This window comes from Aestuariicoccus sp. MJ-SS9 (assembly GCF_032586235.1).
Lineage (GTDB): Bacteria > Pseudomonadota > Alphaproteobacteria > Rhodobacterales > Rhodobacteraceae > Aestuariicoccus.
In genome coordinates this window covers 1-25088 of sequence record NZ_JAWHTD010000026.1, presented here as the reverse complement: position 1 = coordinate 25088, position 25088 = coordinate 1, and the positions used below count along the sequence as shown (strand labels likewise).

The following is a 25088-nucleotide window of genomic DNA, read 5'->3' as shown; positions in this document are numbered from 1 at the left end:
GCGCTCGTCAGTCCCTTGCGGGTCTTCCTCGCGAGGACGCCCGCAGGGCGGAGGAGCTGCCGCCCGGGCCCCACCTGCGGCTTTCGCGCCACAGCCCCCTGACGGCGCAGGCTTTTTCTGGACGCGGGCAGCGCCATTCCGTATCCTGCACGCAACGCGGGGCGCCAATGATCCCGCATCCAGAGGCAGTCATTCATGTTTCCCGAGCGGTTCTCGAACCTACCGGCCTATGCATTCCCGCGCCTGCGCGCGCTGCTGGACGTGCACGCGCCGGGCGGCGAGGTCATTCACATGACCATCGGCGAGCCCAAACACGCCTTTCCGCCCTGGATCGCCGCGATTCTCGCCAGCAACGTCGACGGCTTCAACCGCTACCCGCCCAACGACGGCACGCCCGAGCTGCGCGCGGCCATCGCCGCCTGGATCGCCCGGCGTTATGGCGTGAACGTCGATGCGGACAGCCAGATCATGCCGCTCAACGGCACGCGCGAGGGGCTTTACAACGCGGCCATGGCGCTCTGCCCCGAGGTCAAGCATGGCCAGACCCCGGCCGTGCTGACGCCCAACCCCTTCTACCAGGTCTACATGGTGGCCGCGATTTCGGTCGGGGCCGAGCCGATCATGGTGCCCGCCACCGCTGCAACCGATCATCTGCCGGATTACGGCGCCCTGCCCGAAGAGGTGCTGGACCGCACTGCGCTGGTCTATATCTGTTCGCCCGCCAACCCGCAGGGCGCCATCGCAAGCGAGGCCTATTGGGAGACCCTGATCGCACTGGCCGAGCGGCACGATTTCCAGATCCTTGCCGACGAATGCTATTCCGAGATCTACCGCGACGCCCCGCCCCCCGGCGCGCTGCAGGTGGCGCGGCGGATGGGCGCGCATCCCGAGCGCGTGGTGATCTTTCATTCGCTGTCCAAGCGGTCGAACCTGCCGGGGCTGCGGTCGGGTTTCGTCGCCGGCGGGCCGGAAAGCATCAAGCGGATCAAGCAGCTGCGCGCCTATTCCGGCGCGCCGCTGCCGCTGCCGCTGCAGAAGGTGGCCGAGGCGGTCTGGGCGGATGAGGACCACGTCATCGAGAACCGTGCGCTTTACGCCGAGAAATACGCCATGGCCGACCGCATCTTCGGCAACGTGCCGGGCTACATGCCGCCGCAGGCGGGGTTCTTCCTGTGGCTGCCTGTCGAGGATGGCGAGGCGGCGGCGCTGAAGCTCTGGCAAGAGACCGGCGTGCGCGTGCTGCCGGGGGCCTATCTGTCGCGCGACACGGGGACAGACACTGGCATGGGCAATCCGGGCAAACCCTTCATAAGGGTCGCCATGGTGGCCCCGAAAGACGAGACCGAAAAGGGACTGATCCGCATCCGGGATTGTCTCTACGGACAAGAATAAAAAGACGAGGCGAGTAAATGGCATATCAGGCACGGGGGCGCGATCCCCTTTTCGACAGCAACATGGCGGCCGCGATCGAAAAGCGCGGCAAGGAGTTGATCGGCCTTGTGCTGATCGGCCTGGGCCTCGCCGCTGCCGCGATGATCGCGTCTTACACGCCGGACGATCCCAGCTGGCTGTCGGCGACGGATGCGCCGGTGCAGAACTGGATGGGCCGCCTGGGCGCGTCGGTGGCCGCGCCGCTTTTCATGATCGTGGGCTGGGGCAGCTGGGGTCTGGCGCTGGTGCTGCTGATCTGGGGGGTGCGGTTCGCGCTGCATCTGGGAGAGGGCCGCGCGCTGGCGCGGGTGATCTTCGCACCGATCTGGATCGCTGTCGCCGCCGTCTATGCCGCCGGCCAGACCGTCGGCCCGGAGTGGAGCCATTCCTTCGGCCTCGGCGGGCTTTTCGGCGACATGATGATGGGGTCGCTGCTGAACCTCGTGCCGCTGGGTATCGGGCTGTCGCTGAAGCTGGCGATGGTGGTGCTGGGGGTTGCCATCGTCGCGATGGGGGCCTTTGTGCTGGGCTTCACCCTGGCCGAGCTGCGCCGCATCCTGCGGTTCCTCGTGGTGGGGGTTGTCATGGTCTATGCCACGCTGTTGACCGTGCTGGGCCGAGGCGCCAGCGGCGCCGTGGTCGCCGCGCAGAGGATGCAGGCCGCGCAGGCGCAGCGCCGCGAAAAGCGCGCCGCCGAGGCGGCCGAGGCCGCCGCTTGGGCCGCCGCGCAAGAGGCCGTTCCGGCCCCGCAGCCGCGCGCCCCCGTGCCCGCGGCCCCTGCAGCCATGCCTGAAAAGACCGGCTTTCTGTCGCGGATGCCCGCGCTGATCAAGCGGCCCGAAGTCTTGCCGGAACCCGAGCTGGTGCCGACAGGCGCGGTGGATCACGACGTCGAGGCGCCGGGCGAGGATCGCATCCGCGCCAAGATCGCCGATGTCATCAAGTCCCGCGTGCGCGAGCAGCCCGGTGCGATTGCGCCGCAGCCGGACCCGTCGAAGCCGCTGACCAAAGGCCGCGGGCGCGGCCCAGATCCGCTGATCGTCAAGCCGCAGCCCGGCAACCTGCCGCCCGAGCCGCCGCTGACCGCATCCCGCGCGGCGGCCCCCGCCGCGCCCGCGCTGCCGCCCGAGCCCGAGGCGATGGAGCTGACCGACGATCTGGACGATTTCCGCGATTTCGACGATTACGGCGATTACGGCGACGCCGACGATTACGGCGCGCCCGAGGACACGCCGCCCGTCGCGTTCACCCGCGCGCCCGTCCCCGTGGCTGTGCCGCAGCCGCAGCCCAAGAAGGTCGTGCAGCAGCCCGCGCGCAAGACCGTGCAGCCGTCGCGCCGCGCCAAGGCCGAGGCGCAGCCTCAGTTGCAATTCGAGGATAACGCGGTGGATTACGAATTGCCGCCGCTGAACCTTTTGATGAACCCCGACCGGATCGAGCGTCACCACCTCAGCGATGAGGCGCTGGAGGAAAACGCGCGTATGCTCGAGGCGGTGCTGGACGATTACGGCGTCAAGGGAGAGATCGTCAGCGTCCGCCCCGGCCCGGTCGTGACCATGTACGAGCTGGAGCCCGCGCCGGGCCTCAAGGCCAGCCGCGTGATCGGGCTGGCGGACGATATCGCGCGGTCGATGTCGGCGCTGTCGGCGCGGGTCTCGACCGTGCCGGGGCGGTCGGTGATCGGGATCGAACTGCCCAACGACAACCGCGAGATGGTGGGCTTCCGCGAGATCCTGTCGAGCCGCGAATACGGCGACGGCAACCACAAGCTGCCGCTGGCGCTGGGCAAGGATATCGGCGGCGATCCGATGGTCGCCAACCTGGCCAAGATGCCTCACCTGCTGATCGCGGGGACCACCGGGTCGGGCAAGTCGGTGGCGATCAACACAATGATCCTGAGCCTGCTCTACAAGCTGACGCCGAACGATCTGCGGTTGGTGATGATCGACCCCAAGATGCTGGAACTGAGCGTCTATGACGGCATCCCGCATCTGCTGAGCCCGGTGGTGACCGACCCCAAGAAGGCTGTCGTGGCGCTGAAATGGGTCGTGGGCGAGATGGAGGAGCGCTATCGCAAGATGTCGAAGATGGGCGTGCGCAACATCGACGGCTACAACGGCCGCGTCGCCGACGCGCTGAGCCGCAACGAGATGTTCGAGCGCACCGTGCAGACCGGGTTCGACGACGACACCGGCGAGCCCATTTTCGAGACCGAGGAATTCGAGCCCAGGAAGATGCCCTATATCGTCGTCATCGTCGACGAAATGGCCGACCTTATGATGGTCGCGGGCAAGGAGATCGAGGCCTGCATCCAGCGCCTGGCGCAGATGGCGCGGGCGTCGGGCATTCACCTGATCATGGCCACGCAGCGCCCGTCGGTCGACGTGATCACCGGCACGATCAAGGCCAACTTCCCCACCCGGATTTCCTTCCAGGTGACGTCGAAGATCGACAGCCGCACGATCCTGGGCGAAATGGGCGCCGAGCAGCTGCTGGGCATGGGTGACATGCTTTACATGGCGGGCGGGGCCAAGATCACCCGCTGCCACGGGCCATTCGTGTCGGACGAAGAGGTCGAGGAGGTGGTCAACCACCTCAAGGCCTTCGGCCCGCCGGAATATGTCTCGGGCGTGGTGCAGGGGCCGGACGACGAGAAGGCCGAGAACATCGACGCGGTGCTGGGCCTGTCGACGGGCGGCAATACCGATGGCGAGGACGCGCTTTACGATCAGGCGGTGGCCATCGTGATCAAGGACCGCAAATGCTCGACCTCCTATATCCAGCGCAAGCTGGCCATCGGCTACAACAAGGCCGCGCGGCTGGTCGAGCAGATGGAGGACGAGGGCGTCGTGTCCTCGGCCAACCATGTGGGCAAGCGTGAGATCCTGGTGCCCGAGCAGTAGGTGGCTGGCCCCCCGCTCGCAGGTTCGATTGGGGGCCAGCCCCCAAACCCCCGGAGTATTTTCGCCAAGAAGAAGCAGGGGGCGGGGCGCGTTGGTTTCAGGGGGCGGTTGAATGGCGGAGGCTTGCTGACGATATCTGCTTGAAGGGGCCTGCTATCGCATAACCGCGAGGTTCGTGCGACAAGGCGGGCGACGAGAGCAGCAAGGACCACGCAGATGTTTCGTATTCTGACCGCCGCGGCGTTTCTGGTGACGCTGGCGCTGCCGGCTGCGGCCGAAAAGCTGTCGCTGAACGAGGTGTCGCGGTATCTCAACGGGATCCAGTCGGCGGAGGGCAAGATCACACAGATCAATTCCGACGGCACGCTGAGCACAGGCACGCTTTACATCAAGCGGCCCGGCAAGATGCGGTTCGACTATGATCCGCCGGAGCGGGCGCTGGTGCTGGTGGGCGCGGGCGCGGTGCATATCCTCGACCGCAAGCTGGGGGCGGTGCCGGACACCTATCCGCTGAACCAGACGCCGCTGTCGATCATCCTGGCGCGTAATGTGGATCTGGCGCGGGCCGGGATGGTGACGGCGCATGATTATGACGGCACCTCGACGATCGTCACCGCGCGCGATCCCGAAAGGCCGGAATACGGCACCATCCAGCTGAAGTTCACCGGCGATCCGGTGGAGCTGCGGCAATGGGTGATCACCGATGGCGACGGCCAGCAGACCACGGTCGTGCTGGGCGCGCTGGACCGCGCGACCCTGTCCAACAGGCTCTTCGACATCAGGGCCGAGGTCGAGAAGCTGCGCCGCTGAGGCCGGGCGCGGCGCGGTCCCGGGCCTGACCCGGGACCTCTACCCGCGATCAGCGCCGCGCGGCGCGGCAGCGGCGCAGCTGCGACTGGTAGATCACCGAACGTTCGCCGACCTCGTTGGCCACCCGCAGAAGCCAGCTCTTGCGATTGTAGGTGCCGCGGGCAAAGCCGCTGCGGCCCTCGTGGTAGGCCAGGTACTGGTTGCGCGCGTCCGACAGCGAAATCCCCAGCCGGTCGCGGGAGCCCGCCATATACCAGCCCATGAAATCGGCGGCGTCGCGGATATTGTCGCGCTTGGCGCGGCGGCTGCGCGTGGCCCTCACGTATTCGTCCCAGGTGCCGTCCAGCGCCTGGCTGTAGCCATAGGCCGAGCTTTGCCGCCCCACCGGAATGACGCCCAGAGCGAACCGCAAGGGCGTGCGCGCATTGCCGATGAATTTGCTTTCCTGGTACATCGTCGCCATCTGCACATGCACCGGCACGCCCCATTTGCGTTCGGCGGCGCGGAAGGCGCGAAAATACTTCGGGCGCTGTTCGAGGATCGAACAGGCGTTGTCGAGATTTCGGGGGGCCGTGGAGGACCCGCCGCCGCCACAGGACGCCAGCAACAGGATCACCACCAGGGCGCGAAGGGATCTGCTCATCTGCCTCTCGCCGGTTCGTTTTGCTTTTTTTCACAGTCTAACCGATCGGGGCCGCATGGGAAATCACAATTGCAAAACGCGCCCCCGGGCGGCATTGACGCGCTGCCAAAGCCGTACTGTTGGGGTCCGGGGCACAGAGTGTTTCCGCCGAATTGTGGCTAAAAGTTGGACAACTTGCCATTGAAAGGTCTAAAACGGACTTGTAGAGGCACGTCATGAACACACATCGCGCGAAATATCATCTGGGCCAGGTCGTCCGTCACCGCAAGCACCCGTTCCGCGGCGTGGTCTTCGATGTCGACCCGGAATTCAGCAATACCGACGAATGGTACGAGGCCATTCCCGAAGAGGCGCGGCCTGCCAAGGAGCAGCCGTTCTACCACCTGCTGGCGGAAAACGACCAGAGCTTTTACGTGGCCTATGTGTCGGAACAGAACCTGGTGGCCGATTATTCCGGCGAACCGGTGGACCACCCGGATATCCCCGATCTCTTCGGCGCGTTCCAGGATGGCAGCTACGAGCTTCACTTCCAGATGAACTGACCGCCGTTTCCCGGCGTGGCGCAGACCCGGCCTTGCGCCGGGTCCTCCTGGTCAATTGGTCACTCACCGATCACGGTGAGGAAGGCGTCGATCTCGGCGTCGCTGGTGGACCAGTCGCAGACCAGACGTCCGGTCAGGATCTCGTCCGGGTCGTCGCCTTCCAGAGCGCCTTCCCAGATGTGATAGACCGCGCCGGCGGCCATGGCGCGCTGGTGGACCGAACGGGGCATCCGGATAAAGACCATGTTGGCAACGGGATCGTTGGCAAAACCAAAGCCTGCGTCGCGCAGCCCGTCCACCAGCCGGGCGCAGGCGGTGTTGGCGCGGAGGGCCAGGCCGCGCCAGAGGTCGTCGCGCAGATAGGCGGCCATCTGCGCGGACAGATAGCGGTGCTTGGAAAAGAGATGCGCGCCGCGCTTGCGGCGCAGCTCGAAGCTCTGCGCCTGGGCGGGGTCGAAGAAGATCACCGCCTCGACCCCCATCAGCCCGTTCTTGGTCCCGCCGAAGACCGCCACGTCGACGCCCGCCTTCCAGGTCATCTCGGCCGGGGTGCAGCCGAGCGCGACGCAGGCGTTGGCAAAGCGCGCGCCGTCCAGATGCACCGGCAGGCCGAATTCGCGCGCGACCGCCGCAAGCGCCTTGATCTGGTCCGGATCGTAAACGTTGCCCCATTCGGTCGCGTTGGTCAGCGACACCGGCCCGCGCTGCGGGCCGTGCACGCCGCGATTGCCCTCGTTCAGGATGGCGTGGCGCAGGGCCTCGGGGGTCATGCGGTCGTCGCCGGGCACCAGCGTCAGCTTGGCGCCGCCGGTGAAGAATTCGGGCGCGTTGCACTCATCCATGTGGATATGGGCGCAGGGCGTGCAGAACACGGTCTGGTAAGGCTGGCACAGGGTCGAAAGCGCCAGCGCGTTGCCGGCGGTCCCGGTGGCCACCAGGTGGACGGCGGCGTTGGGCGCCTCGAAGAGGTCGCGGATCAGGCCGGTCACCTCGTCGGTCAGCGGGTCGGCGCCGTAGGCCATGACGTGGCCGGTATTGGCCTCGTGCAAAGCATCGAGAACCTGCTGCGGGACCGGGCCGGAATTGTCGCTGGCGAAATGCATTACAAGGGTTCCTCTATGATGTGGTCTTCCCAGTCGTCTTCGCCGACCTCGAATTCCGCCACCGTGCGGTGGCGCATCGACACGCCCGCCTCGTGCACCGTTTCCGGAGTGCCCGAGATCAGCGGGTGCCAGTCGTAGAGCGGCTTGCCCTCCCACAGCAGGCGGTAGGCGCAGGTGCGGGGCATCCAGTAGGCGTGGCTGTCGATGTTCGACGGTTTCAGCACGATGCATTCCGGCACGAACTGGTGGCGGATGTCGTATTGCGCGCAGCGGCAGGTGGTGTCGTCGAAGAGCCGGCAGGCGACGCGGGTCAGTTCGACATGGCCGGTGTCCTCGTCCTCGAGCTTGTTGAGGCAGCATTTGCCGCAACCGTCGCAGAGCGCCTCCCATTCGGCAGGGCTGAGATCGGCCAGTTTCTTGCGCTCCCAGAAGCGGGGGGCGAGGCCGGAGCGGTCGATCGGATCGGTCATGACGCGGCGAGGATCTGGCGGGCGCGGGCGCAATCGGCGTCCATCTGGGCGATCAGCGCCTCGAGGCTGTCGAACTTCAGCTCGGGGCGCAGGTAATCGACCAGCGCGACGGACAGGATGCTGCCATAAAGATCGCCGGTGAAATCGAAGAGGAAGGTTTCGATATTGGCGGTGTTTTCGCCGAACATGGGCCGCACGCCGATGCTGGCCGCGCCCTTGTAGGTGCCTTTATGGGGGCCGGTGGCGACATCGACCAGCACCGCATAGACGCCGTGTTTGGGCGGGTGCAGCCCGTCGATGGACATGTTCGCGGTGGGATAGCCCAGGTCGCGCCCGCGCTGTTCGCCGCCGATCACCGGGCCTTCGATCCGGTGCCAGTGGCCCAGCTGGGCGGCGGCGTCGCGGGGGCGGCCCTCGCTCAGCGCGGTGCGGATCGCGGTCGAGGACACCTGCCCGGTCTCGCCTTTCAGCAGATCGGCCACGGTGACGCGAAAGCCCAGCTCGGCCCCCAGCCGTTGCAGCGCGTCCACGTTGCCCGCGCGGTCCTTGCCGAAACAGAAATCCGCGCCTACGACCACGTTGGTCAGCCCCAGCCCGTCAAAGATCACCCGGCGGGCGAAGGCCTCGGGCGTCAGCGCGGCGAGAGCGGCGTTGAAGTTCAGCTCATAAAGCTTTTCGACCCCCAGCTTGCGCAGCCGCGAGGCGCGCGCCTCGGGGCCCATCAGGCGGAAGGGCGGGGCGTCGGGGGCGAAATACTGGCGCGGATGCGGCTCGAAGGTCAGCACGCCCAGCGGCGCGCCGCGGGCCTCGTTGCGCGCCAGGTCGATCACGGCCTGGTGGCCCAGATGCACGCCGTCGAAATTGCCGATGGCGGCGCTGGCGCCCCGGTCCAAGGGTTCGACGTATTGATAATCCCGGATGATCCGCATGGGCCGAACGGTTAGCCGCCCGCCGGGGCAGGTGCAAGCGCGCTTTGCGCCCGGGCGATGGCGGCGGCGATGCGTTCGACGCCGGGCGCGATCCGCGCCATCGGGATCGAGCTGTAGGCCAGCCGGTAATAGCGCCCCGAGGGCTGCGCGCCGCTGAAGAAGGGCCGCCCCGGTTCGATCAGAACGCCCTCGGCGCGCAGGGTTTCGGCCAGGTGTTCGGTGTCCACCCCCTCAGGCGCCTGCATCCAGAAGCTCGACCCGCCATGCGCGCCGCGCCCGGCGATGGTCAGACCGTGCGCCGCGATGGCCTCTTCCATCACCCGTCGGCGGTCTGTCAGCGCCCGCGCGGTGCGCCGGATCAGAGCGTCGTAATGGCCGAGGCTGAGGAAATAGGCCGCCGTGCGCTGGATATGCCCCGGCGGGTGGCGCAGCACCGAGGCGCGCAGCGCGCGCGCCTCGCGGATGAACGGGGCGGAACCGACGAGATAGCCCAGCCGCAGCCCCGGAAAGAGCGATTTGGAAAAGCTGCCGACATAGATCACCCGCCCGTCGGTATCGAGCGATTTCAGCGCCGGCATCGGCGGCTTGAGATAGGCCATCTCGAATTCGTAGTCGTCCTCGACGATCAGCGCATCCAGTGCCCGGGCACGATTCAGCAAAGCCTGACGCCGGTCGAGCGGCATGGTCGCCGAGGTCGGGCATTGGTGGCTGGGGGTGGCGAAGATCACGTCGGTGCGGTCGGGGATCCGGTCGGGCGGGATCCCGTCCTCGTCCACCGCCACCGGCGACAGGTGGCAGCGCGACTGGGTCAGGATATCGCGCAGGGCGTGATAGCAGGGATCCTCGATCGCGGCGCGGCGGCGCTGGGTCAGCAGCACCTGCGCGGTCAGCCATAGCGCGTTCTGCGCGCCCAGGGTGATCAGGATCTCGTCGGGCCGGGCGTGGATGCCGCGCCGGGGCAGGGTGTGGCGCGCGATGAAGGACAGCAGCTCGGGGTCGTCCTGATCGTAGTAATCCCGCGTCAACGCCCCGAAATCCCGCGCCCCCAGCGCCTGCAAGGCGCAAAGCCGCCAGTTGGCGTGGTCGAAAAGCTCGGGGTCGGTCTGGCCGTAGATGAACGGAAAGCGGAAGCTGGCCCAGTCCTGCGGCTTGACCGGCGTGGCCCCGCCGGTGAATTTCTGCCCGATGGCCCGGGACCAGTCGACGCGATCCTCGCGCGCGGTCTGGGGGTCGAAGGCGGGCGGCTCGGGCGCGTTATCCGACACGTAATAGCCCGACCGCCCCTTCGATTGCAGGTAATCGTTGGCCAGAAGCTCGGTATAGGCCAACGTCACGGTGATCCGGCTGACGCCCAGATGCTGCGCCAGACCCCGGGTCGAGGGCAGCTTTTCGCCGCGCCTGAACCGGCCCGACAGGATGCCTTCGGCGACCATCTGCTGGATGCGCGATTGCAAGGTGCCCTGACCGCGCGGGTCGAGCTGGAATGCCTGGACGGGAATGGCCATGCGAGAACCTTAGTCTGGCCTTAAACGCCGTGCAATCTGGTCTTAGCCCTGCAGGCCCTGCGGCACCGCTTGCGGCCCTAGTCGCCCGACGCGAACAGCGACCTCGAACATTGTCTTTTGTTTCCAAAACGGGCCATAATGTAAACAAATTCCGCGCCTAATAAGCCTTTACGCCAGCCCGGGATATCCCGCTGGCACCCGCGCGCCGGAGCCGCTCATGCTAGAGTTCGACATGGTCAGCAAGTCCTTCTGGACGGGATCGCACCGCAAGGTGATCCTGGACCGTGTGTCGTTGCGCGTGGATATCGGCGAGTCGCTGGGCATTCTGGCCCCCAACGGCACCGGCAAGACCACCCTCATCCGCATGATGGCCGGGCTGGAAAAACCCGACGAGGGCGAGATCCGGCGCAACTGCCGGATCTCGTTCCCGCTGGGCTACATGGGCGGCGTGGTCAGCAAGATCTCGGCCAAGGAAAACGCGCGCTACATCGCGCGGCTTTACGGGCTCGATCCCGATTACGTCGAGTCGTTCTGCCGCTGGCTCTGCGGGCTGGGCGAGTATTTCGACCAGCCGCTGGGGACCTACAGCTCGGGCATGCGCGCGCGGTTCACCTTTTCGCTGATGCTGGCGCTGGATTTCGACATGTATCTCATCGACGAGGGCATGCCGAACTCGACCGATGTCGAATTCAACCGCAAGGCCGGGGATATCCTGGCCGAACGGCTGCGCACGACCACGATCATCATCGTGTCGCACCAGCCGCAGATTCTGGAAAAATTCGCCCGCAAGGCGGCTGTCCTGATGGACGGCAGGCTGCACATGTTTGAAACCTTGGAAGAAGCGAAACAGCTCTATGACTACGAAACCCAAGGCTAAGAAGTTCCGCATCCGCCGCTCGGGCACGGTCGAGCCCGAGGGCGTGCCCGGCCCCACGCCCAGCGCACGCCCCGTCCGCGCGGTGGCGGCCAGCGCGCCCCCGCAGGCCCGCCCCGCAGCCCCGCGCGACGGGCAGGTCAGCTCTGCCGCGCAGGTGGCCGGCGAGGTGGACATGGAGGCGATCCGAAAGGAGGGTCTGACCGGCCGCCAGCTGCGCATGGCGCGGCGGGTGGCGCAAAAGCACGGGCTCGCCCCGACCTCGGATTTCGACGCGGTGCGGCTGCTGCGCGCCCGCGGGATCGACCCGTTCCAGCGCACCAACATGCTTGAACTGGTGGTACCCGGCGCGGGGGCCGATCAGGGCCAGCCGAAACAGCCCGAACCGAAGGTGCAGCTGCCCCAGACCGTTCCGGCAGGCGCGGACCGCCAGACCCTGCCCTCGACCGAAACCGCCAGCCCGGCAGAACGCCGCGCCGCCGAGATCATGCAGATCCAGCGCGAGCTGGCCCAGCGCCGCCGCAAGAAGATGGCGCTGCTTTTCACCCGGCTGGTGGCCTTCGTGCTGCTGCCGACGCTGATCGCGGGGTATTATTTTTACGCCGTAGCGACGCCGATGTACGCCACCAAGTCCGAATTCCTGATCCTCAAGGCCGAAAACCAGGGCGGCGCGATGGGCAGCCTCTTTTCGGGCACGCAATTCGCCACCAACCAGGACGCCATCGCGGTGCAAAGCTATCTGATGTCCAAGGACGCGATGCTGCGGCTGGACGAGGACGAAGGCTTCAAGGCGCATTACACGCAGGATTTCATCGACCCGATCCAGCGGCTGGGCGACGATCCCTCGAACGAAGAGGCCTACAAGCTCTACAAGCGGAACATCGACATCGGCTACGACCCGACCGAGGGCGTCATCCGGATGGAGATCCGCGCCGCCGATCCGCAGGTCGCCGCCGATTTCAGCCGCGCCCTGATCGGCTATGCCGAAGAGCGGGTCGACAACCTGTCGCTGCGCAAACGCTCGAACGCGGTGTCGGATGCCGAACAGGGCCTGGCCGAGGCGCAGCTCGCCCGGCAGGACGCGCAGGAACGGCTGGTCCGCCTGCAGCAGGAAGGCTCCATCGTCGACCCCGAGGCGCGCATCGCCGCCCTGCGCGGCCAGATCAACAGCCGCGAACTTGAGCTGCAGGAAAAACGCCTGCAGTTGCAGGCGCTTTTGGATAACGCCCGCCCCAACCAAAGCCGCGTGCAGGGCGTCGAGGGCGACATCCGCCGGCTCGAGGCGCTCCTGGCCGAGCTCAACACCCAGATGACCTCCGCCACCAGCGGACAGAATTCGCTGGCCGAACTGGCGGTACAGATCCAGCTGGCGCAGGCCGATCTGGCGACCCGCGACCTGATGCTGCAAAGCGCGCTGGAACGGCTCGAACAGGCTCGCCGCGACGCCGACAGCCAGGCCCGCTACCTGACCACGTCGGTGGTGCCGGTCGCCTCCGAAGACGCCAGCTATCCGCGCAGCTTCGAAAACACGATCCTGGCCTTCCTGATCTTTTCGGGCATCTACCTGATGGTCTCGCTCACCGCCTCGATCCTGCGCGAACAGGTCGCCTCGTGACCCGTCAAAACCAGAGGCGCGCCCGCCTCCCCTTCATCTGGTCATAAATATCCCGGGGAGCGCGAGGGGCAGCGCCCCTCGCCCGGGTTGCCGCCGAAGGCGGCGAAACCGGCTCAGACCCAAAGCCCCCACATCAGCCCGGCCGCCAGCGCGCCGGCCAGCGCAAAGCCCAGATAGGCCGCGAAGACCCGCGGCTTGACCAGCGCCCAGACCGCCACAGCCGCCGGGATGCAGCTGACACCGCCCGCTACGACAAAGCTCATCGCAGCACCCGGGGCCATGCCCTGCGCCAGCAGCGCATCCACCAGGGGCACCGCCGCATAGCCGTTCAGATAGGCCGGCGCGCCCACCAGCGCGCCCAGAACGATCGGCCACACGCCCGTGCCGCCTAGCACCGAGGCGATGGCCTCTGCCGGCACATAGGTCACCATCAGCGCTTCGATCACATAGGCCAGCGTCAGCCACTTCAGTAGGAAGAGCCCGTTCGTCAGCGCCGTCTCGCGGAACGCCCCGCGCCGGGCGGGATCGCCCCAGAACGCCCAGACCGGCGCGCCGGAGAACGGCTTTTTCGTCCCGCAGCATCCGCCGACCTGCGGCTGTGCGCGCAGCGGATCGCGGAACACCGGCGACGCCGCAAAGGCCCAGGTTCCGAAGCCCCCCGCCATGCCGATCGCCACCGCGGCCAGGGTCTTGGCCACCGCAAAGTCGAACCCCAGCGTGCCGCCGGTGATCAGGAACATAGCCGGGTCCATCAGCGGCGAGGCCAGCCAGAACGCCATCACCGCGCTCAGCGGCGCGCCCACGGCCAGCAGCGCGGCGATGAAGGGGATCACCTCGCACGAGCAAAACGGCGACAGCCCGCCCAGCAGCGCCGCCATGACGATCATCCGCGCCGGGTGCCCCTCAAAGGCCCGCGCCAGCAGCGTCTCGGCCCCGCTGGCCTTGAGATAGGCCACCGCCAGAACGGCGAAGAGGATGAACGGCGCGGTGTGCCACAGCGCCGTGGCGGTAAAGATCACGGTCGGCAGAAACTGCGCCGCGTCCAGCGCCGCGACGAGCCCCAGCAGCGCCAGCGTCGCCCACCAGGCGCGTCCGATCCGCGGCAGGCGCGGCAGGGTCGTTGTCGTGTCAGCCATGGTCGTGCCTTTTGTCGGGATGGGCGCTGTCGGCGCAGCAATTCCTCAGCAGGAATTGCGACAGGTCGGACACCGCGTCATGGGCGACGGCGGCGCAGATGATGCTGCGGCCCTGCCGTGCCTGGGTGACCAGCCCGGCCTGCGCGAGGATTTTCAAATGATGCGTCAGGGTCGATCCGGCGATGCCCGAACGCGCCCCCAGCGCGCCCATGTTCAGCCCTTCGGGCCCTGCCCGGACCAGCGTGCGCAGCACCGCAAGCCGCTGTTCCGATCCCAGCGCCGCGAATTTCGAGGCCACCTGCGCCAGGGCGATATCGTCTATCGATTCGATTTTCATATTTTTAGAAATATCAAAATATCCACATCACGCAAAGCATATTTCTAATATCGTCGAAATATCCCCCGGCACTGGTCAATCCGCCCCCGCCGCCCCACATTGCGCGGGGATGACGAACCTCGCTCAGGACATACGGTCATGCAGGCTCTGCGCCGACCGCTTCGCCGCCACCGCAACCGCGCACCGGCCCCGCCCCGTGGTCTGGTTCCAACCCGGCGCGCGCCTGCTGATCGCCGGGCAAGCCCCGGGGCTGCGGGTGCATGAAAAGCAGCGGCCCTTCTCCGACCCCTCGGGTGACAGGCTGCGCGAATGGCTCGGGCTGGACGAGGCCACGTTCTATGACCGCGCGCGCGTCGCCATCGTGCCGATGGCCTTCTGCTTTCCGGGCTATGACGCGGCGGGCAGCGACCTGCCGCCTCCCGCGATCTGCCGCCAGACATGGCACGACCGGATCCTGCCCACGCTGCCCGATCTGCGCCTGACGCTGGCGATCGGCGGCTATGCGATGAAATACCACCTGCGGACACGTGCCAATGTCACCGACACCGTGCGCGCCTGGCGCGACTTTCTGCCCGACCGGCTGCCCTTGCCGCATCCGTCCTGGCGCAATACCGCTTGGCTGAAGAAAAACCCCTGGTTCGAGGCCGAGCTGCTGCCGGTTCTGCGCCAGCGGGTGCAAGAGGTGCTGAATGACTGAGACAACCCCGCTCGACGCCGCCCATGCCGCGATGGAGGCCGCGCCCGAAAACGACGCCGCGCGCCTGCGCTTTTACGAACGTCTGGCCGGGTCCGAGCTGTTCCTGCTGCTGACCCGCGAGGCCGAGGGCGACCGCGCCGATCCCGAGGTCTTCGACCTTGGCGACGCGCGTTTCGTGCTGGTCTTCGACCGCGAGGAGCGGCTGGCCGCCTTCACCGGGCGCGCGGCCCCCTACCTGGCGCTGTCGGGCCGGGCGGTGGCGTCGATGCTGGCCGGGCAGGGCGTCGGGCTGGGCGTCAACCTCGAGGTCGCGCCGTCGTCGATCCTGATTCCGGCCGAGGCGGTGGACTGGCTGGCCCAGACGCTGGGCCACGGCCCGGCCGAGGCCGAGGCGCGGGTCGCCGAGGTGACTGCCCCGCGTGGTCTGCCCGACGTGCTGCTGACCGCGCTCGACGCGAAATTGGCCAGCGCTGCGGGGCTGGCGCGCAGCGCCTGGCTGGCCGGCGCGGTTTACGAGGGCGGCGGGCGCGGGCATCTGCTGGGCATCGCGGGCACGCTGCCCGGCGCCGAAGCCGCGCTGGCGGGCGCGGTGAACGAGGCGCTGGTGTTCTCGGGGATCGAGGCGGGCGCGCTCGACGTGGTGTTCCTGCGCGACAGCGACCCGATGGCGGCGCGGCTGGCGCGGGTCGGCCTGCGCTTCGACCTGCCCGAACCCGAAGTGCCGCAGGAGGCAGACCGCGTCGCCCCCGGGTCGGACCCGTCGAAACCGCCGATCCTGCGCTGAGGCTCGGTTCAGTACAACCCCAACTCGCCACGCAATGTCGGGAGCAGATCGCCCTCCTGCGGCGTCGCCTCCCACACGGCGCGGGCGATGGCGCGCGCGAGGCAGAGGCTGGCGGCGTGGCCGATCTGGGCGACCGCCACGGGGTCGGCGGGACGGACCGAGGTCGAGAGCGCAAAGACCAGATCGCCGTCGCTGGGCAGATGCGCGGGCACCACGGCCCGCGCGATGCCGTCATGCGCGACCAGCGCCAGCCTCTTGCACTGCGCCTTGCTGAGGTCCGCGTCGGTCGCGACAATGGCGACGGCGGTATTCGTCGGCCCGTGCATGGCGCTGGTTTTGCGGCTGGGCGGCAACGGCTGCAGGCCGCGCGCCGGGTCCGGGCCCAAACCGCCGAATTCGTCCCCGACCTCGAACGGCGCGGCCCAGAAGTGACGACCGGAGGGCGTGGTCACGCTGCCGACCGGGTTGGCGGCGACAAGCGCGCCGACCGTGTGGCCGCTCGCCAATACCAGGGAGGCCGATCCCAGCCCGCCCTTGTGCATCGCGGCCAGCGCCCCCGTGCCCGCGCCGACGCTGCCCAGGGCGAAGTCCTCTGCCGCCCCGGCCAGGGCCGCGCGGCCCAGGGCGGGATAGGGGTTTTCCGTCCAGTCCTTGTCGCCGCCGTTGAGCAGATCGAAGACGATGGCCGCGGGCACGATGGGCACGCGCGCCCGGCCCACGGAAAAGCCGCGCCCCTGTTCGTGCAGCGCCTCCATCACGCCTTGTGCTGCGGCGAGGCCGAAGGCGCTGCCACCCGAGAGCACCAGCGCATCGACGCCCGGCACGCTCTTGTCGGGTTCCAGGAGGTCGGTTTCGCGGGTGCCGGGCGCGCCGCCCATGACGGCGTAGGAGGCCGTGAAAGGGGCGTTGCCCACCAGCACGGTGGTGCCGGAGCGGAGGGTTTGATCCTGGGCGTTGCCGACCCGCAGACCGGCCACGTCGGTGATGAGATTTCGCGGGCCGGGGATCATGGTTGCGCCGCGCTTTCGCGCGTCGCCGGGGGGCGGGCGCGCTGGCGCGCGCCCGCGGCGGCGGGAGGGTGGGCCGGGGGGCCCAAAAGATATGGCGGCAGTGCGGGCGGCATGGTCAGATGCAGCGGCCGCCGTCGACTTCCATGCAGACGCCGGTGATCATCGAGGCCTCGTCGGAGCAGAGATAGAGCGCGGCATTGGCCAGATCCTCGGGCGTCGAGAAGCGGCCCAGGGGGATGGTGGCGAGGAACTTGGCGCGCATCTCGGGCGTGTCCTCGCCCATGAAGGATTTCAGCAGAGGCGTCTCGCCCGCCACCGGGTTCAGCGCGTTTACGCGGATGCCGTGCGGGGCCAGTTCGACGGCCATGGCCCGGGTCGCGGTGATCATCCAGCCCTTGGAAGCGTTGTACCAGTTCAGGTTCGGGCGCGGCGAGACGCCCGCGGTCGAGGCGATGTTGAGGATCGCGCCGCGCCCGCGTTCCTTCAGCAGCGGCACCAGAGCCCGCGCGCCGAGGTAGACCGATTTGCAGTTCACCGCGAAGACGCGGTCGAAATCGTCCTCGGAAATTGTCTCCATCGGGCCGGGCAGATGGGTCACGCCGGCGTTGTTCACCAGGATGTCGACCGGGCCGAGGCTTTCCTCGGCGGTGGCGATCATCGCGGCGACGCTGTCGCCGTCGGCGACATCGACAGGCTGCGCCAGGCCGCCGATCTGGGTGGCGACGCTGCGGGCGGCCTCGGCGTTGATGTCGGCGACCATGACCTGCGCGCCCTCGGCGGCAAAGCGTCGGGCGATCCCGGCGCCGAACCCCGAGCCCGCGCCGGTGACGATGGCGATCTTGCCGGGCAGTCTCATGCCGGGGCACCGGACATGCGGCGCTCGACCTTACCAGCGCGCCACATGGTGGCCAGCGCGGCCAAGAGGCCCACCAGCCCACCGATATAAGCGCCCTCGTGCATGAAGGCCGCGCGCAGGAAGCTGTCGCGGTCGGTGACCCCGGCGGGAATGTCATGCGCGGCGGCGAAGGACGTGCCGCTGCCGAACATGCCCAGCATCAGCCCGCCCATCGCAAAGAGCAGCGTCACGAACAGCACCGCGCCGATGGCGCCGATCCCGGCGGCGACCAGATGCGACGGTTTGCCGATCATCACCAGCCCCAGCCCGAAGGCGGGAAGGCCGATCAAAAGCCCCATCCACCAGCTTGCGCGCCAGCCGACCCAGGCCGCGCCGATCCGGTTCTGCGACGCCTCGGCGATGCCGAACTGCGCGAACTTGAAGTCATGGAAGTAGCTGGCCCCGACAGAATAGCTGAGCTGATTGTGCAGCGCCCCGAAGACCCCGGCGCAGAGCGCCGCCAGGGCCAGAAGCATGACGAAAGCGGCGGGTTTGCTCATGGCGCGGGGTCCTTTTGCCTGGCGCGGCGGCGCGCGAACACCGCCCTGATCCAGCTTAGTCCTGCAACCGTCACGTGATCAAGACGTGTCGTCAGTAGGTTGCCCGCCCGCCGGATTGATCGAACACAGCGCCGGTGGCGAAGCTGGCCTCGTCCGAGGCCAGCCAGCAGACCATTGCGGTGATTTCCTCGATGCTGCCGAAGCGGTTCATGGGGATTTTCGACTTCATATAGGCGATGTGCTCGGCGCTCATCTGCTCGAAGATCGCGGTCTCGACGGCCGCCGGGGCGACGGCGTTGACGGTGACGCCGGTGGTGGCCAGTTCCTTGCCCAGCGACTTGGTCAGGCCGATCACGGCGGCCTTGGAGGCGGAATAGGCCGAGGCGTTGGGGTTGCCCTCTTTGCCGGCGACCGAGGCGATGTTGACGATGCGGCCCCAGCCCTTTGCGGGCATGACCGAGGCCGCCGCGCGGTTGCAATAGAACAGGCCGTGGACGTTGAGCGTGAAGACCTTGTGCCAGGCGTCCAGCGGATAGTCGGCGACGGTGGTGTTGGGCCCGGTGATCCCGGCGGAACAGACCAGAATATCGGGCGCGTCCTCGGCCATGGCGGCGGTGACGGCGTCGGCGTCGGTGACGTCGATCCGGCGGGTGGCGGTATCGGCGAGATCCCAGACGATGACGTCCGCCCCTTCGGCGGCCAGCCGGTCGGCGATGCCCTTGCCGATGCCGGACGCGCCGCCGGTCACCACCGCGCGTCGGCCCGCGAACCTGTTTTCGAATATCATGCCCATTTCCTTATCCATGAAAGGCCGCCACGGTCTTGAGGGTGGAGAAACCGTAGAGCGCCTCGAACCCCTTTTCGCGGCCAAAGCCCGATTTGCCGGTGCCGCCGAAGGGCAGTTCGACCCCGCCGCCGGCGCCGTAATTGTTGAGAAACACCTGACCCGAGCGCAGCGCGCGCGCCAGCCGCATCTGGCGCGCGCCGTCGCGGGTCCAGACGCTGGCGACAAGGCCGTAATCGGTGCCGTTGGCGATGGCCAGGGCCTCGGCCTCGGTGTCGAAGGGGATGATCACCTGCACGGGGCCGAAGATCTCGTCCTGCGCCAGGGGATGATCGGGGGGCACGGGGCCGTAGAGGCTGGGGCGGACGTAATGCCCGCCCTCGGGCAGGTCCGCGGGCAGCTCGGCGGCGGCGATCAGCGGCAGGCCCTCGGCGCGGGCCAGATAGCCCTCGACCCGGGTCTTCTGGCGGGCGTTGATGAGCGGGCCGATGTCGGCGTCGCCGGTGGCCGGGCCGACGCGTTTCGCGGCATAGGCGGCGGCCATGCGCTGCGTGACCTCGTCCAGCACGCCGCGCTGCACCAGGATCCGCGAGGCCGCCGAACAGGTCTGCCCGGCGTTCTGCAGCCCGGCGTTCACCAGGAAGGGCAGGGCCGCGTCGATATCGGCGTCGTCAAAGACCAGTTGCGGGGATTTGCCGCCCAGCTCGAGCGTCACCGGCACCACGTTGGGGGCGGCGGCGGCCTGCACCGCCGATCCGGTGGCGACCGAGCCGGTAAAGCTGATGTGGTCGATGCCGGGATGGGCGGAGAGCGCCGCGCCCGCCTCGGACCCGAGGCCGGGGACCACGTTCAGCGCGCCGTCGGGCAGGCCGGCCTCTTGGGCGAGAAAGGCAAACATCAAAGCGGTCAGGCAGGCGTCCTCGGCTGGTTTCAGGACGCAGGCGTTGCCGGTGGCCAAAGCCGCGCCGACCGAGCGCCCGATGATCTGCATCGGGTAGTTCCAGGGCACGATATGGCCGGTCACCCCATGCGGTTCGCGCAGGGTATAGACGGTGTAGCCGTCGAGATAGGGGATGGTCTGCCCATGCAGCTTGTCCGCCGCGCCGCCGTAGAATTCGCAGTACCGGGCCAGCGCCAGCGCGTCGGCGCGCGACTGCGCCAGCGGTTTGCCGACGTCGAGGGATTCGAGCGTGGTCAGCAGGTCGGCGTTGTCGAGCACGAGCTGCGAGAGCCGCAGAAGGATGCGGCCCCTCTCGGCGGCGGTCATCCGGCCCCAATCACCCGCGCGGGCGGCCTGGGCGGCGGCAATGGCGGCGTCGATCTCGGCCCCGCCGCCGCGGGCGATCTCGCAGAGAGGCGCGCCGGTCGAGGGGTTGTCGAGCGGCAGCTTCGCGGACGTGGCGCGCCAGGCACCGCCGATCAGCACATGGCCGGGGTCAAAGGGCAGGTCGGGCAGCATCGGTCTCTCCTTTCAGGTCGGGCAGTTTCGGGGCGGCGCGGATCAGTTCCCGGGTATACGGGTCCTGCGGCGCATCAAAGACAGCGTCGGTGGGGCCGTGCTCGACGATCCGCCCCGCGCGCATCACCAGCACGCGGTCGGTGATCGAGCGGACGACCGACAGGTCGTGGCTGATGAAGAGATAGGTCAGCCCGTATTGGCGGCTGAGATCGGCCATCAGGTCGAGGATCTGCGCCCGCACCCGCACGTCGAGCGCCGAGACCGCCTCGTCGAAGAGGATCAACCGGGGGCGGATGATCAGGGCGCGGGCGATGGCGATGCGCTGGCGCTGGCCGCCCGAGAAGGCGTGGATGTATTTGCCGGCGTCGTCGGGGTGCAGGCCGACGGCGGTCAGCGCCTCGGAGATGGCGTTGTCGCGGGCCTGGCCTTTGGGCGGATCGGGCAGCAGATGGAACGGTTCGGTGATCAGCCGCGCCACGCGGTGGCGGGGGTTGAAGCTGCCGTAGGGGTCCTGGAACACCACCTGCATCTGCCGCCGCACGTCGAGGTTGGGATGGCCGCCCGTATAGACCGGCGCGCCGTTCAGGGTGATGGAGCCGGATTGCACCGGCTCGAGCCCCAGGATGGCACGGGTGAGGGTGGACTTGCCGCAACCCGATTCCCCCACCAGCCCGACGCGTTCGCCTTCGCGGATGTCGAAGCTGACGCCGTCGACGGCGCGGAAGTTCTGGCGTGGCTGAAAGAGCCGGGTCTTGGGCAGCGGGTAGTCGCGGGTGACGTCGCGCAGCGCGAGCAGCGGCGCACCGGGGGTGAGGCCGTGCAGGTCGGCGCGGTGGCGCGACGCCTCGAAGAGAGCGCGGGTGTAGGGGTGGCGCATCTTTGCGAAGAGCTGGGCGGTTGGGCCTTGCTCGACGATCTCGCCCGCCTTCATCACCGCGATACGGTCGGCCATGCCCGAGACCACGGCGAGGTCGTGGGTGATCATCAGGAGCGCCATGTTCTCTTCGCGGACGAGCGTGCGGATGAGCTCGAGGATCTGCGCCTGGGTGGTGACGTCGAGCGCGGTGGTCGGTTCGTCGGCGATGAGCAGGCGCGGGCGCAGGGCGATGGCCATGGCGATGCAGACGCGCTGGCGCTGGCCGCCGCTGAGTTCGTGCGGGTAACGTGTGAGCGGGAACCGGTCCGGCGGCAGGCCGACCCGTGCCAGCACGTCGCGGGCCCGCTCTTCCGCCCTTGCGGGCGTCATCGCGCGGTGGATCAGGATCGTCTCGGTCACCTGGTGGCCGATGGTCTGGACCGGGTTGAGGGCGGTCATCGGTTCCTGGAAGATCATACCGATCTGCCGCCCGCGGATGTCGCAGAGCTGCGGTTCGGAGAGGTCGGTCAGGAGGGTGTCGCCCAGGGAGATCCGGCCGGTGATCTGGGCGCTGTGCGGCAAAAGCCCCATGGCGGCGAGTGCGGTCATCGACTTGCCGGAGCCGGATTCACCGGTCATGGCCAGGATCTCGCTGGGCTGGAGGGTGAGGGAGAGGTCCTTGAGGATCGGCTTGCCGTGGATCGCGACGCCGAGGCCGTCGAGGGCGAGAAGAGGGGGCTCTGCCCCCGGCCTGCGGCCTCCCCCGGGATATTTGTGACCAGATGAAGTCATGTGCGCAGGATTCTGAGGCGCGGGTCGAGCGCGTCGCGCAGGCCATCGCCCAGCAGGTTGAGGCCGAGCACCATGCCGACGATGGCGAGGCCCGGGATGATGGCCACATGCGGGGCGAGTGCCACCATGGTCTGGGCATCCGCGAGCATCCGACCCCAGGACGGGACGGGCGGCTGTGCGCCGAGGCCCACGTAGCTGAGGCCGGCCTCGGCCAGAATACCCAGCGAGAACTGGATCGTGCCTTGCACGATCAGCAGGTTGGCGATGTTGGGCAGGATGTGCTCGGCGCTGATGCGGGCGCCGGATTTGCCGGCGACGCGGGCGGCGAGGATGAAGTCGCGCTGCCAGAGCGAGAGCGCCGCGCCACGGCTGAGGCGGGCGAAAACGGGGATGTTGAAGATGCCGATGGCGATGATCGCGTTTAGCGCGGAGGGGCCGAAGACGGCGGTGATCAGAATCGCGATGACGAGGCTGGGGAAGGCGAAGATCAGGTCGTTGCCGCGCATGATGAGTTCGTCCAGCCAGCCGCCCTTGCGCGCGGCAGCGGTCAGGCCCAGCGGCACGCCCGCGCCCATGCCGATGCCGACCGCCACCAGCGCGACCGCGATGGAGGTGCGCGCGCCGACCATGATCATGCTGAGGATGTCGCGGCCGAAGTGATCGGTGCCGAGGAGGTTGTCGGCATTGGGCGGCTGCAGGCGGCTGGCGATGTTGATCGCCTCGACGTCGCCCGGGGTCCAGAGGAACGACACCAAAGCGGCGCCGACGAAGAGCAGCGTCAGGGCGAGACCGAGGATCAGAGAACGGTTCATGAGCGGGTTCTCAGGCGCGGGTCGACGGCGGCATAGGCCAGGTCGACGGCGAAATTCACCACGATCACCGCGAAGACGAGCAGCATCACCACGGATTCGACCACGATCAGGTCGCGCTGGGTGATCGACTGGAAGATCAGCCGTCCGAGGCCCGGCAGGAAGAACACCTGCTCGATGATGATCGCCCCCGCCAGCAGGAACGAGAATTGCAGGCCGATGATGGTCAGCACCGGGATCAGCGCGTTGCGCAGCCCGTGCCGCCACAGCGCCTGGCGGCGCGACAGACCCTTGGCGCGGGCGGTGCGGATGAAATCCTCGCCCAGGATGTCGAGCAGCGAAGAGCGCATGACGCGGGCCAGGATCGCGGCCTGGGGCAGGGCGAGCGCGATGGCGGGCAGGGTCAGGGCCTTGATCCCCTGCAAGGGATCGTCCCAGCCCGGAAAGCCCCCGGCGCTGAACCAGCGCAGGTTGATGGCAAAAAGCAGCACCAGCAGCATTGCGAACCAGAAGTTCGGCACTGCGACGCCCAGCTGGGTCGCGGCCATCACGCCCATGTCGCCCAATCGCCCGCGCCGCGCGGCGGCGTAGATCCCGGCGGGAAACGCGATCAGCGTCGACAGCGTCAGCGCATAAAGCGCCAGCGGCAGCGACACCCAGAGCCGGTCTGAGATCATCTGCGAAACCGGCGCGCGATAGGTGTAGGAGGTGCCGAAATCGCCCGTCGCCATGCCCGTCACCCAGTCGAGGTAACGCTGGTATTTCGGTACGTCGAGCCCAAGTTCGGTCCGCAGCGCGGCGACGGTCTCGGGCTGGGCATTGATACCCAGCATGTAGGAGGCCGGGTCCCCGGGGGCGACCTCGACCACCAGAAAGATCACCAGGCTCGCCACCAGCAGCGAGACGGCGAGCGAGGCCAGACGTTTGAGAGCATAGCGCAGCATCGCCGCCACGTTAGGGGCGCTGCGCGGGGCGGTCCAGAGGGATGGTGGGCGATGCGTGCGGTGGGGGGATGGGACCCAGCGGGCAACAATTTGTGCGAGACGGTTCAATTTCGGGTCGGATTGCCCTGTTGCCGCATCGCTCTGGCACGCGAAATCGCATTATGTCACGGCAAACAGTCTTACCGCAGCATGTTCCGACCGGCACATGGCGGCGCTCTGGAGGATCACGACAACATGCAAAGCGGTTCAAGGCCAGTGGCAAAAACGGTCGTTATTGGGTTTGACAGAAACCTACGGGTTTTGGCAATTCGACGCGTTCGCGATTACCACTTTACTCCTACTCGAAAAGCCCGTGACATGAGTTGACCAGACCCCATTCAAGCCGGGGCTCGTGAACACGTTCCCGGGCGTGTGGCGCACTTTTCAGATAAGCGCCGGACGCTTATCTGATGGCATCATGTGGCGGTCGCGCACTATGGCGAGCAAAATCATGAACCAGGCTCCGCGGGACATTGGGGACTTGAACAAACACCGTCCGTTGCGGAACCAGCCTTTCAGAGGCCAAAGTTCCTGACCACCTGCTCAATCCACCAATCATTGTCCCAGTGGTAACTGTGGGTATCCAACATCGGTTTCCGACAATCGACGACTCGGTCGGGCCGAGGCACGAAGAGCGCCGCGTTGTTCTGTTTATTCAGTGGGTTTTCAACGTCGCCAAGGTCTGGAATCAAAGAGAGAGCTTCATAGTGAGTAGGCTCTTCATGGCTTTCAAAGGCTGTCCAGATATCGTTGGCAGAAGCCTGAACGGCTTTTTGTGCTATGTGGTCGTTGGTCCTGTCGTCTGTGTCGAGAAGTTTTTTGTCGCCGTAAGCTTTCCACTCCATATTTTTTGCGTTGGTGACGAGCAGTCCATTTTTGCTGTCTTCATCATGCATGACTTTCGCAAGGTATCCAGTTACCTGCGCCGGGTATCCGGAACGTGCAAAGTCGGAGCGCATCTCGTACAGCGCCTTGCGAGGTGTGCGCATGTGTCCTGCTGAAAAGAGGTCGGTGAGGAAGTGGCAGGCGAAAGCGTCAATTGTATAGATCCACTCCAGTGTCTTTTCGATCTGTTCCGCAGAATGTTTATCTTTTTTCCAGCCGAGGTTCGCTGCGAGGCGTAGAGCCTCTTGGTGGCCGGCGGGGCTTTGTTGCACAAATCGGCTGAAGGATTCACTGTTTGAATCCAGCATGATAGCCGTGGGGTATGAGCAGTTGGGC

The 25088-nt window shown here is 67.4% G+C and carries 24 protein-coding genes; 8 read left to right on the top strand and 16 right to left on the bottom strand.

Going from position 1 to position 25088, the window contains the following annotated elements; all coding sequences use genetic code 11:
• The first annotated feature begins 195 nt into the window (after positions 1 to 195).
• From RXV88_RS15760 to RXV88_RS15750, 3 genes are all read left to right on the top strand, one after another.
• Positions 196 to 1392, top strand: a complete 1197-nt coding sequence (locus RXV88_RS15760; RefSeq protein ID WP_316294452.1) for an aminotransferase class I/II-fold pyridoxal phosphate-dependent enzyme — start codon at positions 196 to 198, stop codon at positions 1390 to 1392.
• Positions 1393 to 1409: 17 nt separating this feature from the next.
• Complete coding sequence (locus RXV88_RS15755) at positions 1410 to 4334, top strand: DNA translocase FtsK (RefSeq protein WP_316294451.1); 2925 nt, start codon at positions 1410 to 1412, stop codon at positions 4332 to 4334.
• Positions 4335 to 4550: 216 nt separating this feature from the next.
• A complete protein-coding gene (locus RXV88_RS15750; RefSeq protein ID WP_316294450.1) occupies positions 4551 to 5144 on the top strand; it encodes an outer membrane lipoprotein carrier protein LolA in 594 nt (197 codons plus the stop codon).
• Between the two features lie 49 nt (positions 5145 to 5193).
• On the opposite strand, the gene RXV88_RS15745 is transcribed toward RXV88_RS15750, so the two are convergent.
• Positions 5194 to 5787, bottom strand: a complete 594-nt coding sequence (locus RXV88_RS15745; RefSeq protein WP_316294449.1) for a lytic transglycosylase — start codon at positions 5785 to 5787, stop codon at positions 5194 to 5196.
• A 215-nt stretch (positions 5788 to 6002) separates the two neighbouring features.
• On the opposite strand from RXV88_RS15745, the gene hspQ reads away from it, so the two are divergent.
• Positions 6003 to 6329 (top strand): heat shock protein HspQ, encoded by a 327-nt coding sequence (hspQ, locus tag RXV88_RS15740; RefSeq protein WP_316294448.1) that lies wholly within the window; start codon positions 6003 to 6005, stop codon positions 6327 to 6329.
• A gap of 59 nt (positions 6330 to 6388) precedes the next feature.
• On the opposite strand, the gene RXV88_RS15735 is transcribed toward hspQ, so the two are convergent.
• From RXV88_RS15735 to RXV88_RS15720, 4 genes are read right to left on the bottom strand one after another with little or no spacing between them, the layout of a single operon-like run.
• Positions 6389 to 7432, bottom strand: a complete 1044-nt coding sequence (locus RXV88_RS15735; RefSeq protein ID WP_316294447.1) for a threonine aldolase family protein — start codon at positions 7430 to 7432, stop codon at positions 6389 to 6391.
• Positions 7432 to 7902: a YcgN family cysteine cluster protein gene (locus RXV88_RS15730; RefSeq protein WP_316294446.1), complete on the bottom strand. Its 471-nt coding sequence runs from the start codon at positions 7900 to 7902 to the stop codon at positions 7432 to 7434. The genes RXV88_RS15735 and RXV88_RS15730 overlap by 1 nt, the downstream gene beginning before the upstream one ends.
• On the bottom strand, positions 7899 to 8831 hold the full coding sequence (locus RXV88_RS15725) for a bifunctional riboflavin kinase/FAD synthetase (RefSeq protein ID WP_316294445.1): 933 nt from the start codon (positions 8829 to 8831) through the stop codon (positions 7899 to 7901). Before RXV88_RS15725 ends, RXV88_RS15730 begins: the two co-directional genes overlap by 4 nt.
• Positions 8832 to 8842: 11 nt before the next feature.
• Positions 8843 to 10336 carry a PLP-dependent aminotransferase family protein gene (locus RXV88_RS15720; protein WP_316294444.1) on the bottom strand — a complete coding sequence of 498 codons (1494 nt, stop codon included), beginning with the start codon at positions 10334 to 10336 and terminating at the stop codon, positions 8843 to 8845.
• A 217-nt stretch (positions 10337 to 10553) separates the two neighbouring features.
• Here RXV88_RS15720 and RXV88_RS15715 point away from each other — a divergent pair, with 217 nt between their 5' ends.
• Positions 10554 to 11213 (top strand): ABC transporter ATP-binding protein, encoded by a 660-nt coding sequence (locus RXV88_RS15715; RefSeq protein ID WP_316294443.1) that lies wholly within the window; start codon positions 10554 to 10556, stop codon positions 11211 to 11213.
• Positions 11191 to 12825: a capsule biosynthesis protein gene (locus RXV88_RS15710; RefSeq protein ID WP_316294442.1), complete on the top strand. Its 1635-nt coding sequence runs from the start codon at positions 11191 to 11193 to the stop codon at positions 12823 to 12825. Before RXV88_RS15715 ends, RXV88_RS15710 begins: the two co-directional genes overlap by 23 nt.
• A gap of 113 nt (positions 12826 to 12938) precedes the next feature.
• Here RXV88_RS15710 and RXV88_RS15705 read toward each other — a convergent pair whose 3' ends face one another.
• Complete coding sequence (locus tag RXV88_RS15705; RefSeq protein ID WP_316294441.1) at positions 12939 to 13961, bottom strand: permease; 1023 nt, start codon at positions 13959 to 13961, stop codon at positions 12939 to 12941.
• Positions 13954 to 14298, bottom strand: a complete 345-nt coding sequence (locus RXV88_RS15700; RefSeq protein ID WP_316294440.1) for a helix-turn-helix transcriptional regulator — start codon at positions 14296 to 14298, stop codon at positions 13954 to 13956. The genes RXV88_RS15705 and RXV88_RS15700 overlap by 8 nt, the downstream gene beginning before the upstream one ends.
• A gap of 109 nt (positions 14299 to 14407) precedes the next feature.
• On the opposite strand from RXV88_RS15700, the gene RXV88_RS15695 reads away from it, so the two are divergent.
• Positions 14408 to 14995, top strand: coding sequence for a uracil-DNA glycosylase family protein (locus tag RXV88_RS15695; protein WP_316294439.1), 588 nt, complete (start codon positions 14408 to 14410; stop codon positions 14993 to 14995).
• Positions 14988 to 15779, top strand: a complete 792-nt coding sequence (locus RXV88_RS15690; protein ID WP_316294438.1) for an SseB family protein — start codon at positions 14988 to 14990, stop codon at positions 15777 to 15779. Before RXV88_RS15695 ends, RXV88_RS15690 begins: the two co-directional genes overlap by 8 nt.
• An 8-nt stretch (positions 15780 to 15787) precedes the next feature.
• Here the strand turns inward: RXV88_RS15690 and RXV88_RS15685 are convergent, their stop codons facing one another.
• The 9 genes from RXV88_RS15685 to RXV88_RS15645 all read right to left on the bottom strand — a co-directional run.
• On the bottom strand, positions 15788 to 16789 hold the full coding sequence (locus RXV88_RS15685; RefSeq protein ID WP_316294437.1) for a P1 family peptidase: 1002 nt from the start codon (positions 16787 to 16789) through the stop codon (positions 15788 to 15790).
• A 115-nt stretch (positions 16790 to 16904) separates the two neighbouring features.
• The gene (locus RXV88_RS15680; RefSeq protein WP_316294436.1) at positions 16905 to 17645 is read right to left on the bottom strand and encodes an SDR family oxidoreductase; all 741 of its coding nucleotides are present in this window, start codon (positions 17643 to 17645) and stop codon (positions 16905 to 16907) included.
• Positions 17642 to 18184 (bottom strand): hypothetical protein, encoded by a 543-nt coding sequence (locus RXV88_RS15675; RefSeq protein WP_316294435.1) that lies wholly within the window; start codon positions 18182 to 18184, stop codon positions 17642 to 17644. The genes RXV88_RS15680 and RXV88_RS15675 overlap by 4 nt, the downstream gene beginning before the upstream one ends.
• A 91-nt stretch (positions 18185 to 18275) precedes the next feature.
• The gene (locus tag RXV88_RS15670; RefSeq protein WP_316294434.1) at positions 18276 to 18971 is read right to left on the bottom strand and encodes an SDR family NAD(P)-dependent oxidoreductase; all 696 of its coding nucleotides are present in this window, start codon (positions 18969 to 18971) and stop codon (positions 18276 to 18278) included.
• A 10-nt stretch (positions 18972 to 18981) separates the two neighbouring features.
• Positions 18982 to 20427, bottom strand: coding sequence for an aldehyde dehydrogenase family protein (locus RXV88_RS15665; protein ID WP_316294433.1), 1446 nt, complete (start codon positions 20425 to 20427; stop codon positions 18982 to 18984).
• Positions 20405 to 22075, bottom strand: a complete 1671-nt coding sequence (locus RXV88_RS15660) for an ABC transporter ATP-binding protein (RefSeq protein WP_316294432.1) — start codon at positions 22073 to 22075, stop codon at positions 20405 to 20407. Before RXV88_RS15660 ends, RXV88_RS15665 begins: the two co-directional genes overlap by 23 nt.
• Positions 22072 to 22887, bottom strand: a complete 816-nt coding sequence (locus RXV88_RS15655) for an ABC transporter permease (protein ID WP_316294431.1) — start codon at positions 22885 to 22887, stop codon at positions 22072 to 22074. The genes RXV88_RS15660 and RXV88_RS15655 overlap by 4 nt, the downstream gene beginning before the upstream one ends.
• Entirely contained in the window at positions 22884 to 23828 is a 945-nt protein-coding gene (locus tag RXV88_RS15650; RefSeq protein ID WP_316294430.1) for an ABC transporter permease, read from the bottom strand. Before RXV88_RS15650 ends, RXV88_RS15655 begins: the two co-directional genes overlap by 4 nt.
• Before the next feature lie 554 nt (positions 23829 to 24382).
• Positions 24383 to 25088, bottom strand: a 706-nt coding sequence (locus RXV88_RS15645; protein WP_316294429.1) for a hypothetical protein, incomplete at its 5' end; no start/stop codon positions are given.

Excerpts from the sequence above, each read along its gene's own strand:
- RXV88_RS15760 (WP_316294452.1), top strand. The coding sequence starts at position 196 with ATGTTTCCCGAGCGGTTCTCGAACCTACCGGCCTATGCATTCCCGCGC.
- RXV88_RS15755 (WP_316294451.1), top strand. The coding sequence starts at position 1,410 with ATGGCATATCAGGCACGGGGGCGCGATCCCCTTTTCGACAGCAACATG.
- RXV88_RS15750 (WP_316294450.1), top strand. The coding sequence starts at position 4,551 with ATGTTTCGTATTCTGACCGCCGCGGCGTTTCTGGTGACGCTGGCGCTG.
- RXV88_RS15745 (WP_316294449.1), bottom strand. The coding sequence starts at position 5,787 with ATGAGCAGATCCCTTCGCGCCCTGGTGGTGATCCTGTTGCTGGCGTCC.
- hspQ (WP_316294448.1), top strand. The coding sequence starts at position 6,003 with ATGAACACACATCGCGCGAAATATCATCTGGGCCAGGTCGTCCGTCAC.
- RXV88_RS15735 (WP_316294447.1), bottom strand. The coding sequence starts at position 7,432 with ATGCATTTCGCCAGCGACAATTCCGGCCCGGTCCCGCAGCAGGTTCTC.
- RXV88_RS15730 (WP_316294446.1), bottom strand. The coding sequence starts at position 7,902 with ATGACCGATCCGATCGACCGCTCCGGCCTCGCCCCCCGCTTCTGGGAG.
- RXV88_RS15725 (WP_316294445.1), bottom strand. The coding sequence starts at position 8,831 with ATGCGGATCATCCGGGATTATCAATACGTCGAACCCTTGGACCGGGGC.
- RXV88_RS15720 (WP_316294444.1), bottom strand. The coding sequence starts at position 10,336 with ATGGCCATTCCCGTCCAGGCATTCCAGCTCGACCCGCGCGGTCAGGGC.
- RXV88_RS15715 (WP_316294443.1), top strand. The coding sequence starts at position 10,554 with ATGCTAGAGTTCGACATGGTCAGCAAGTCCTTCTGGACGGGATCGCAC.
- RXV88_RS15710 (WP_316294442.1), top strand. The coding sequence starts at position 11,191 with ATGACTACGAAACCCAAGGCTAAGAAGTTCCGCATCCGCCGCTCGGGC.
- RXV88_RS15705 (WP_316294441.1), bottom strand. The coding sequence starts at position 13,961 with ATGGCTGACACGACAACGACCCTGCCGCGCCTGCCGCGGATCGGACGC.
- RXV88_RS15700 (WP_316294440.1), bottom strand. The coding sequence starts at position 14,298 with ATGAAAATCGAATCGATAGACGATATCGCCCTGGCGCAGGTGGCCTCG.
- RXV88_RS15695 (WP_316294439.1), top strand. The coding sequence starts at position 14,408 with ATGACGAACCTCGCTCAGGACATACGGTCATGCAGGCTCTGCGCCGAC.
- RXV88_RS15690 (WP_316294438.1), top strand. The coding sequence starts at position 14,988 with ATGACTGAGACAACCCCGCTCGACGCCGCCCATGCCGCGATGGAGGCC.
- RXV88_RS15685 (WP_316294437.1), bottom strand. The coding sequence starts at position 16,789 with ATGATCCCCGGCCCGCGAAATCTCATCACCGACGTGGCCGGTCTGCGG.
- RXV88_RS15680 (WP_316294436.1), bottom strand. The coding sequence starts at position 17,645 with ATGAGACTGCCCGGCAAGATCGCCATCGTCACCGGCGCGGGCTCGGGG.
- RXV88_RS15675 (WP_316294435.1), bottom strand. The coding sequence starts at position 18,184 with ATGAGCAAACCCGCCGCTTTCGTCATGCTTCTGGCCCTGGCGGCGCTC.
- RXV88_RS15670 (WP_316294434.1), bottom strand. The coding sequence starts at position 18,971 with ATGATATTCGAAAACAGGTTCGCGGGCCGACGCGCGGTGGTGACCGGC.
- RXV88_RS15665 (WP_316294433.1), bottom strand. The coding sequence starts at position 20,427 with ATGCTGCCCGACCTGCCCTTTGACCCCGGCCATGTGCTGATCGGCGGT.
- RXV88_RS15660 (WP_316294432.1), bottom strand. The coding sequence starts at position 22,075 with ATGACTTCATCTGGTCACAAATATCCCGGGGGAGGCCGCAGGCCGGGG.
- RXV88_RS15655 (WP_316294431.1), bottom strand. The coding sequence starts at position 22,887 with ATGAACCGTTCTCTGATCCTCGGTCTCGCCCTGACGCTGCTCTTCGTC.
- RXV88_RS15650 (WP_316294430.1), bottom strand. The coding sequence starts at position 23,828 with ATGCTGCGCTATGCTCTCAAACGTCTGGCCTCGCTCGCCGTCTCGCTG.